Source organism: Shinella sp. BE166, assembly GCF_051201095.1.
In the GTDB taxonomy this organism is placed as follows: Bacteria; Pseudomonadota; Alphaproteobacteria; order Rhizobiales; family Rhizobiaceae; genus Shinella; species Shinella lacus.
The window spans coordinates 105,943-113,941 of sequence record NZ_JBPEHL010000018.1 but is presented as its reverse complement, the minus strand read 5'-3'; the positions used below and the strand labels follow the sequence as shown (position 1 = coordinate 113,941).

Genomic DNA, 7,999 nt, shown 5'->3' with positions numbered 1-7,999 from the left:
CCAACCGATGAACAGCCAGCCGAGCAGTGCCATGGAGAACGGCTTGACGGCCCAGTTGATGAACAAGGTCACGCCGATACCGCGCCAGTAGGTGCCGACCTGCGCCAGAGACCGGAAATCGATCTTAAGCAGCATCGGAATGATCATCAGCCAGATCAGGATCGCGACGGGAATGTTCACCTTGGCGACCTCGGCCGCGCCGATGATCTGAAAGAGACCGGGCATGAGATGGCCGAGGGCGACACCGGCGATGATGCACAGGAACACCCAGATGGTCAGATAACGCTCGAACGTGGACATCAGGCGGACTTTCCTTGCGGCGACGTCGAACCTTCCATCGCACCGATCTGGCGAAGCTTGGTCTCAAGCGCCATGTGATCGAAGGATGCCAGCGGCAGGCTGACGAACGCCGCGATCCGGTTCTTGAGGAAACGCGCGGCCTGAGCGAAGGCGCGCTGGATCTCGATGTCCGAGCCAGCGACGGCGGCGGGGTCTTCGACACCCCAATGGGCGGTCATCGGATGGCCGATCCAGACCGGGCAGGCTTCGCCGGCGGCGCTGTCGCAGACGGTGAAGATGAAATCCATCTGCGGCGCGCCGGGCTCCGCGAACACATCCCAGCTCTTCGACGAGAAGCCCGTCGATGGATAGCCCAGCGCTTCCAGCTCCTTCAGGGCATGCGGATTGACTTCGCCCTTCGGCTGGCTGCCGGCGGAGAAGGCTTTGAATCGTCCGCCGCCCTCCTTGTTGAGAATGGATTCGGCGAGAATAGAACGAGCGGAATTGCCCGTGCAGAGGAACAGCACGTTGTAGGTCTTGTCGGTCATGGTCGTGGTCGTGGTTAGGCCGGCGGCCGGGTGAGCCTCATGATGGTCGCCGACGATGGGCAGATGGAGGAAAGCTGACGGGTCGCCAACACGGCTGCGGGAACGCTGTCCCGCTGGAATTCAGAAAATCCGATGCGCGTGAAGAACGGCGCTGCACTCGTCGTGGCAAGGAAGACGTCGCCGGCCTGATCGAGACCCGCCACCGCCCGCTCGACCAAAACGCTTCCCAGTCCTTGCCCCCGATGATCGGGAAGCACGACGACCGAACGGAGGAGAAAATCGTCGCCGCAGCGCTCAACACCGATGAAACCGACAGCCCTGCCGTCCGATGACTGCGCCCTGAAGAAGGTGCGACCATGATCCTCGATGTCGTCGGTGGGCAGATGCGCTTCCGTCAAGGCTGCCTTGAGGCCAGCGTCGTTGCCCTCAATCTGCTCCAACCTGATCGCGCTCATAACACCTTCGCCTCCGGGGCGCAGCACGGCGTCAACTCGGCGATGAGCGGAGCGCAAAGCTCCGTCGATCCGCCGCAGCAGTCTTTGAGGAGGAACAGCGTCAGCTCGCGCAAGCCATTGAGGTCGGCCCGGTAGATGATCGATCTGCTCTGCCGCTCGCTCGTCACCAAGCCTGCCCGCGAAAGCGTTGCGAGATGCGCCGACATGGTGTTTTGCGGTACATCGATAAGGCGGGCGAGTTCGCCGGCCGGGATGCCATCGGGTTCGTGCCGCACCAGAAGCCGGAAGGTCTCCAGTCGCGTGGTCTGTGCCAAGGCGCCGAGCGCTGCGATTGCTGTGATATTATCCATATATCCAGAATATCGGATATGTTTTCGATGTCAAGACGAATCCGGGCCTCGACGTCCGGCGGATAAAGGTCGAGAACGGCTGCTACGAGGTCTATGCGATCGATGCCAAGGGCGCCAAGGTCGAGACGATCTTCAATCCGCAGACCGGTGAACCGGTCGGCTCGGAAGGAGCGGAATGATGGCGCCACTCTCCCGAACCAGCGGGGCGGGGGAAAGCGTCAAGGTGTGGGACCCGCTCGTGCGGGTCTTTCACTGGTCGCTTGTCTGCCTCTTCGTTTTTTCCTTCGTTACCGGCGACGAATGGAAGAAGGCTCATATCCTCTCCGGCTATGCCATCGCAGGGCTGATCGCCCTGCGCCTGGTCTGGGGGCTGCTCGGGCCGCATCACGCCCGCTTCGCCAACTTCCTCTATTCTCCTCCGACGATCCTAGCGTTCCTCCGTGACAGCCTCGCCTTCCGCGCCAAGCGGTATCTCGGCCACAATCCGGCGGGGGGCGCGATGGTCGTCCTGCTGCTCGTTGCGGTGTCCGGTATCGTGACCACCGGCTACATGATGACCACGGATGCCTATTGGGGTGTCGGCTGCGTGGAGGATACGCATAAGCTCCTGGTCTATTCGACCATCGGGCTGATTGCCCTGCACATCGCCGGCGTCGTCTTCGCCAGCGTCGAGCACCGGGAAAACCTCGTGCGCGCCATGGTGACGGGAAGGAAGCGCCGCGAAGGTTGATGTGCGGCTGTCTATATGGCATGTATTTAGAATTATTCTAAATACATGCCTGACGTCATAATGCAACCACAGTAGATCTGCTGAAATCGGAGATGTTATGCGCGCCGTTCACAAGGAAAGCCACCTCATCGAACGTATCGGCTGGCTCCGCGCGGCGGTGCTGGGCGCCAATGACGGGCTGATCTCGACGTCGAGCCTCATCGTCGGTGTCGCGGCGGCGACCGCGGCATCGCAGGAAATCCTCGTCGCCGGTGTCGCCGGTTTGGTGGCCGGCGCGATGTCGATGGCGGCGGGGGAATATGTCTCCGTCAGCTCGCAAGCCGATACGGAACAGGCCGACATGGCGCGCGAGCGCCACGAGCTGGCCACCCAGCCGGAGGCGGAGCTGGCCGAGCTTACCGCGATCTACGAGCAGCGTGGCGTCTCACCGGATCTTGCCCGCCAGGTTGCCGAACAAATGATGGTGAAGGACGCCTTCGAAGCCCATGCACGGGACGAACTCGGCCTGTCGAGCCACGTAATGGCGCGGCCTGTCCAGGCGGCGCTGACATCGGCGGTGACCTTCGCGACGGGCGCGGCCCTGCCGCTGGCGGTCGCCCTGCTGGCGCCGTCGGGAACGGTCGTCTGGGCTGTGTCCGTTGCCTGTCTCATCGGGCTTGCCGTCCTCGGCGCGATCGGCGCGCGTGCCGGTGGTGCTGGCATCTGGAAGCCGACCGTCCGGGTCGTCTTCTGGGGCGCGGTCGCCATGGCGTCGACCGCAGCCATCGGCGCGCTTGTCGGCCGGGCGGTCTGATCATGAAACGCCTGTCGTTCGATACGCCCACGGTGATGTCGCTGCTGACGGTGCTGGGCATGGTCCTCGCCACGGCTGGAACCTGGCCGCCGGCCGAGGGGCTTGCCGTCCTGCGCTGGCCGGGGCTGGCGCTCGTCTATCTCGCCGGCGGACTGCCGGCGACGGGGAGCGCGCTTCTGGCCCTGTGGCGGCAGCATGTCCTCGATATCGACCTCCTGATGGTGGTTGCCGCGGTTGCCGCGGCCGTCGTCGGAGCGCCGTTCGAAGGTGCGGTGCTACTGACGCTGTTCAGCGTGTCGACAACGCTCGAGCATCAGGCGCTCGGCCGCGCGCGCCGCGCCGTCGAGGCGCTAATGGCGCTTCGTCCCGAAACGGCGTTCCGCAGGCAGGCCGATGGCTCGGTGCTGGAGGTTCCCGCAGCGGAGCTTGCCGTCGGGGATGTCGTGATCCTGCGGCCCGGCGCCCGCGTGCCGGCCGATGGCGTCATCCTGCTGGGACGTGGTGGCATCGACGAGGCCAATATCACCGGCGAATCCATGCCCGTTTCCAAGGAGCCGGGCCAGCAGGTGTTCGAGGCCACCGTCAATCTGGACGGCATTCTGGAGGTGGAGGTCGCAAGAACGATCGGCGATAGCACGATCGCCCGCATGATCCGGCTGGTCACGGAGGCCCAGGAGGCCAAGGCCCCCTCCGAGCGTTTCAGCGCCTGGTTCGGACAGCGTTATACCGTCGCGGTTCTCCTCGGCGCCGCTCTCGCCTTCGCCGTTTTCTATGGGGTCGGGCGCGATTGGGAGCAGGCGCTTTATCGGGCCGCGACGCTGCTGGTCGCCGCCAGCCCCTGCGCGATCGTCATATCGGTACCGGCGGCGATCCTGTCGGCGCTTTCGGCGGCCGCGCGCGGCGGCGTTCTGTTCAAGGGCGGCGGCGCGCTCGAAACGCTGGCCGCCGTCAATATCTTCGCCTTCGACAAGACCGGCACCCTCACCAACGGCCGGGCGGCCGTGACGCGGATCGTCGCGCTGGACGCGGACGAATGCGGCTTCCTGTCGTTGCTCGCCGGGCTCGAAGCCCATTCCGAGCATCATGTCGCGGCGGCCATCCGCCGGGAGGCGGCTGCACGTGGCATCGCGCCGGCGCATGTCGTGGATGTCAGCGCGCGCCCAAGCGCAGGGATCGTCGGGTCGGATGCGCTTGGTGTCCTCTGGGCCGGCAATCTTCATCTCGTTCGGGACATGGGGGCGTCGGTTGATCACGCCCGGCTTCGGGAACTGACCGACAGCGCCGAGACCGTCGTCTATCTGGGACGAGGACCGGCTGTCCTCGGCGCCGTCGGAGTGGCGGACGAGGCGAGGGCGAGCTCGGCCCCGGCGCTCGCCGCGCTGCGGGCCGGCGGCGTGCGCCGCATCGTCATGATGACCGGAGACCGCCGGCCGGTGGCCCTGCGGATTGGCGGGCAGCTCGGCCTTGCTCCCGACGAGATCCACGCCGAAATGCTGCCGCAAGACAAGGTGCGCCATGTGGGGGACCTGGCGAGCGGCGGCACGGTGGCCTTCGTCGGCGACGGCGTCAATGACGCGGCCGCTCTTGCCCGCGCCGATGTCGGCATCGCCATGGGCGCGGCCGGCTCGGATGTCGCCCTTCAGGCCGCCGATGTCGCCCTATTGTCGGAAGACATGAAGAAGCTGGCCGATGCGCAGCGTCTGGCACGACGGACCGCCGCGATCATCCGGCAGAACCTCGTCGTCGCGATCGGCGCCATGCTGGTGCTGGTAACGGGCGGGTTGTTCTTCGATCTGCCGCTGCCGCTGGCGGTGGTCGGACATGAAGGCGGGACCGTGCTCGTGGTCCTCAACGGCTTGCGGCTGTTGTCGGATCCGATCCGGCGGCCAGTGGACAGGGCCGCATCCGTCCGTGCGCTGGAGGACGGGTTGGCGACGTCGCCACCGGTTGCGGCCACGTCGCCGGCCGACACGCCGGTATAGGCGCCGGCCGCGTTCTGCGGATCAACAGGACAGGAAGCGGGTGCGCGTGTTCTCTTCGAGAAGCAGACCCGTGATTCCGCCGAACACCCATTCCCGCAGGCGGCTGTGACCATAGGCGCCGGTGACGACGATATCGGCGTCGCTTTCGTCGACGAATTGCAGAAAGCCGATCGTTTCGTCGGCGCTTTTGATCATCTGCGGCCTGGCTTTTACATTGTGCCGGGCGAGATAGGAAACGATATCGGCGAGGCTCTGCCTCTCGGCCGGTGCGGGCTCCGGGGAAACGGAAACGACGGCGACGTCATAGGCGACCGATAGCAGGGGAAGTGCATCGGCAATCGCGCGGCGGGCCTCACGGGTGTCCTTCCAGCCGATGACGATCTTTCTTGTCGCAATCGCGTCCCGGTCCCTCCCGACCACCAGCAGCGGCCGGCCGGCGCGCAGGACGATGGCCGCCGGGTCCGCGCGCTCTTCGGCCGCCATCAATACGAGATCGGCGATACGGGCGGCGGCCACGACCGCCTCGGTCGGCGCCATTGTTTCGCCGCGCCATTCCGCCTCGATCCTGTTTGCCGCCAGATGGAGGAACGCGGCGCGGGCCTCCTCCATGCGCTCTGCGAGCGTTTCGGCGGCGCAAAGCCCGACGAGCCGCGCGCCCGAGCGGGATGCCAAATCGATGGCGGCCTCCGTTATCGGCTCGAACGGCCGGTCGATATCGAGATTGACGAGAATGGATCGATAAACCACGCGTAGATTCCTTCCGGTCCAGGTAAGCGGTCGGAAGCATAGCGCCGATAGCGCGGTAGATATTGATCCTGGTCAAGTATCGCGTAGGGCCTGCCAAAGGGCCGGGTCAGCCGCCCCGTTCCGCCTCCGGAGGCCTTACCTTGGATTGCGAGCATGCGCTCCACGTTCGCCGAGAGGATCGGGGGCAGGAACGGCCGCAGAAGTTCCAGCCGGGCGACGATTGCACCGTGAGCGGGTCCAGCAATTTCCCCGACGCCCCGGTGAAGACGGACACGTTTTAACGGGCCATTGCAAAGATTTTGGGCGCTCCTATCTCTTGCTAGAGATCGTTGGAGACACCCGCGATGAAGACCATCCCTATCGAAACTCTCATTTCCGACGCGGCTGAAATTATGTTGCCGCGGCGGTGCGCCAAGGCAACCCGACCGGCTGTGGCCTGTATCTGCTGCGGAAACGCTGATCGGGCAATGGACGACGACGGGTGCGGCATCTGCGATGCTTGCCTCGATGCGCCGCTGCAGGCGATTTGTAATCTGGAAGGATTTGATTTGCCGGAAGTCTTTCCTCATTTATCGCGGCGACGGTAGCCGTCGCGCGTTCGCAACCATACGGTTCGGAAGGGCGCTCTCCGAATGGGTCGAGCGCCCTTCGGCATTACTGGAAGGTGCGCCCGGCGGATCATGCGGGTCGCCGCGAGCGTTCCATCTGATTACCTCTCGCCTATCATTTCGATACCGCCGCGAAGCTCCACCACGAATATGTCCGGCGGCTCGGTGTCTTCGACGCGGACCTCGCGGGCGGGATAGGCATGGCTAAGCGGGAAGGACAGGCACATCAGCCGACGTGCTGCACGGACAGGGCACGGGCGGAAGCGGCCTGATCAGCGATTTTGCGGAGACGGAAGGGTCGAGCCAGTCCGCCCAGGTGTTTCGCTCAAGGATCACGATTTGCCGATCGTGGTAGGGAGCGATATCGGGGCCGGGCGGCATGGTGAAGGCCTCACCGACCTAATCGGTGGCCCGCCAGATGCCGACAATAGCAAAGATCAGCTCCGCGATCTTGCGAAATAGCCACTAATCCTTGCGTTTTTTTTGCCTTTCTCGGCCGGTTCGGTGAACTCAGTTATGCGGACCCCCTTTGTTTTTCCCGCGGCGTTTTTGGCGAGGTCCGCCTTGCGAAGCCTTCAATTCTACCTCAGCGCGGCGGACCTCGATAGCAAACCATCGCAATTTTGGCGCCCGCGAGCCACTAATGCCGCCACACCTTCACTGCGGAGATCAGCAAGATGATCGCTAGGGCTGGCAGCAGTACCGCGTTCGGAACGATCCCGAGAAGCAAGCCGCCGACAAAGGTGCCGACAATCGAACCGGCAGCCATGATCAAGAGAAAGGCCTTGTTGCGGCTGATAACAGAGAAGCTCCGATCACGGCTATAGCGAGTGAACCCGACCAGCATGGTTGGCAGGCTTATGGCAAGCGAAAGGCTGCCACCGAGCTTGATGTCCGCTCCAAAGAGGAGAACCAGTGTCGGGATCAGTAGTTCGCCGCCCGCTACTCCCAGCAGTGATGCGACGATGCCTATGATGAAGCCGGCGAAAACACCCGCGATGAGCTGGCTGACGCCGGTCAACATCGGTTGGCCGGCTGTCGCGTCGTGCCCGAACACCAGGACGATCGCGATTGCCACGAGCATGATGGCGATAACCTTGTAGAGCGTCTCCGACCGCAGCTTTGTCGCCCAGCCTGCGCCGAACCAGGCGCCGATCAGGCTTCCGGCGAGAAGATTGAGGACGATCGGCCAATTGTCGGCGACGGCGCTGAACGGAACGGTTCCTGCCCGAAAAGGAAGCGCGGTCGCAACGACCACGAGGCTCATCGCTTTGTTGAGGATGACAGCCTCAAGCGCTGCAAAGTTGAAGAGCCCGATCAGGATTGGGAGGCGGAACTCCGCGCCGCCGAGCCCGATGAGTCCTCCAAGAGCGCCAATAATCGCGCCAATTGTGAATTAGCCCCGAAAGGCTCTCGTGTCGCCCCCCAATTTGAACGGACAGTTGGCATAAGCAGAAAGGCATAGCGTCTGAACGCTGCAACCTGCGTATGTCGGAGCGTTGGACCC

11 protein-coding genes and 1 pseudogene are annotated in these 7,999 nt (G+C 64.2%); 5 read left to right on the top strand and 7 right to left on the bottom strand.

What is annotated here, in order from left to right:
- From J2Y63_RS29955 to J2Y63_RS29940, 4 genes are all read right to left on the bottom strand, one after another.
- A partial coding sequence (locus J2Y63_RS29955; protein ID WP_435269013.1) for an arsenic resistance protein occupies positions 1 to 300 on the bottom strand: 300 nt, incomplete at its 3' end.
- Positions 300 to 827, bottom strand: a complete 528-nt coding sequence (locus J2Y63_RS29950) for an arsenate reductase ArsC (protein WP_050746472.1) — start codon at positions 825 to 827, stop codon at positions 300 to 302. The genes J2Y63_RS29950 and J2Y63_RS29955, both read right to left, overlap by 1 nt.
- A gap of 14 nt (positions 828 to 841) precedes the next feature.
- Positions 842 to 1,282 (bottom strand): arsenic resistance N-acetyltransferase ArsN2, encoded by a 441-nt coding sequence (gene arsN2 / locus J2Y63_RS29945; RefSeq protein WP_050746471.1) that lies wholly within the window; start codon positions 1,280 to 1,282, stop codon positions 842 to 844.
- On the bottom strand, positions 1,279 to 1,632 hold the full coding sequence (locus J2Y63_RS29940) for an ArsR/SmtB family transcription factor (protein WP_050746470.1): 354 nt from the start codon (positions 1,630 to 1,632) through the stop codon (positions 1,279 to 1,281). Before J2Y63_RS29940 ends, arsN2 begins: the two co-directional genes overlap by 4 nt.
- A 2-nt stretch (positions 1,633 to 1,634) precedes the next feature.
- On the opposite strand from J2Y63_RS29940, the gene J2Y63_RS29935 reads away from it, so the two are divergent.
- The 4 genes from J2Y63_RS29935 to J2Y63_RS29920 all read left to right on the top strand — a co-directional run bounded on the left by J2Y63_RS29935 (position 1,635) and on the right by J2Y63_RS29920 (position 5,137).
- On the top strand, positions 1,635 to 1,811 hold the full coding sequence (locus J2Y63_RS29935; protein ID WP_082342786.1) for a PepSY domain-containing protein: 177 nt from the start codon (positions 1,635 to 1,637) through the stop codon (positions 1,809 to 1,811).
- Entirely contained in the window at positions 1,811 to 2,362 is a 552-nt protein-coding gene (locus J2Y63_RS29930; RefSeq protein WP_050746499.1) for a cytochrome b/b6 domain-containing protein, read from the top strand. The genes J2Y63_RS29935 and J2Y63_RS29930 overlap by 1 nt, the downstream gene beginning before the upstream one ends.
- Before the next feature lie 97 nt (positions 2,363 to 2,459).
- Positions 2,460 to 3,155: a VIT1/CCC1 transporter family protein gene (locus J2Y63_RS29925; RefSeq protein WP_306041648.1), complete on the top strand. Its 696-nt coding sequence runs from the start codon at positions 2,460 to 2,462 to the stop codon at positions 3,153 to 3,155.
- Positions 3,156 to 3,157: 2 nt separating this feature from the next.
- Positions 3,158 to 5,137, top strand: coding sequence for a heavy metal translocating P-type ATPase (locus J2Y63_RS29920; protein ID WP_082342770.1), 1,980 nt, complete (start codon positions 3,158 to 3,160; stop codon positions 5,135 to 5,137).
- A 21-nt stretch (positions 5,138 to 5,158) separates the two neighbouring features.
- On the opposite strand, the gene J2Y63_RS29915 is transcribed toward J2Y63_RS29920, so the two are convergent.
- Positions 5,159 to 5,884, bottom strand: a complete 726-nt coding sequence (locus J2Y63_RS29915; RefSeq protein ID WP_050746467.1) for a universal stress protein — start codon at positions 5,882 to 5,884, stop codon at positions 5,159 to 5,161.
- A gap of 344 nt (positions 5,885 to 6,228) precedes the next feature.
- Between J2Y63_RS29915 and J2Y63_RS29910 the strand changes: the two genes are divergently transcribed.
- A complete protein-coding gene (locus J2Y63_RS29910; protein ID WP_082342768.1) occupies positions 6,229 to 6,471 on the top strand; it encodes a hypothetical protein in 243 nt (80 codons plus the stop codon).
- 247 nt (positions 6,472 to 6,718) lie between these two features.
- Here the strand turns inward: J2Y63_RS29910 and J2Y63_RS29905 are convergent.
- Together J2Y63_RS29905 and J2Y63_RS29900 are read right to left on the bottom strand one after the other, a co-directional pair.
- Positions 6,719 to 7,004 (bottom strand): annotated as a pseudogene (locus J2Y63_RS29905) (SOS response-associated peptidase family protein); the annotation flags it as partial.
- Positions 7,005 to 7,132: 128 nt separating this feature from the next.
- The gene (locus J2Y63_RS29900; protein ID WP_082342766.1) at positions 7,133 to 7,882 is read right to left on the bottom strand and encodes a sulfite exporter TauE/SafE family protein; all 750 of its coding nucleotides are present in this window, start codon (positions 7,880 to 7,882) and stop codon (positions 7,133 to 7,135) included.
- Positions 7,883 to 7,999: the final 117 nt, after the last annotated feature.

Excerpts from the sequence above, each read along its gene's own strand:
- J2Y63_RS29950 (WP_050746472.1), bottom strand. The coding sequence starts at position 827 with ATGACCGACAAGACCTACAACGTGCTGTTCCTCTGCACGGGCAATTCC.
- arsN2 (WP_050746471.1), bottom strand. The coding sequence starts at position 1,282 with ATGAGCGCGATCAGGTTGGAGCAGATTGAGGGCAACGACGCTGGCCTC.
- J2Y63_RS29940 (WP_050746470.1), bottom strand. The coding sequence starts at position 1,632 with ATGGATAATATCACAGCAATCGCAGCGCTCGGCGCCTTGGCACAGACC.
- J2Y63_RS29930 (WP_050746499.1), top strand. The coding sequence starts at position 1,811 with ATGGCGCCACTCTCCCGAACCAGCGGGGCGGGGGAAAGCGTCAAGGTG.
- J2Y63_RS29925 (WP_306041648.1), top strand. The coding sequence starts at position 2,460 with ATGCGCGCCGTTCACAAGGAAAGCCACCTCATCGAACGTATCGGCTGG.
- J2Y63_RS29920 (WP_082342770.1), top strand. The coding sequence starts at position 3,158 with ATGAAACGCCTGTCGTTCGATACGCCCACGGTGATGTCGCTGCTGACG.
- J2Y63_RS29910 (WP_082342768.1), top strand. The coding sequence starts at position 6,229 with ATGAAGACCATCCCTATCGAAACTCTCATTTCCGACGCGGCTGAAATT.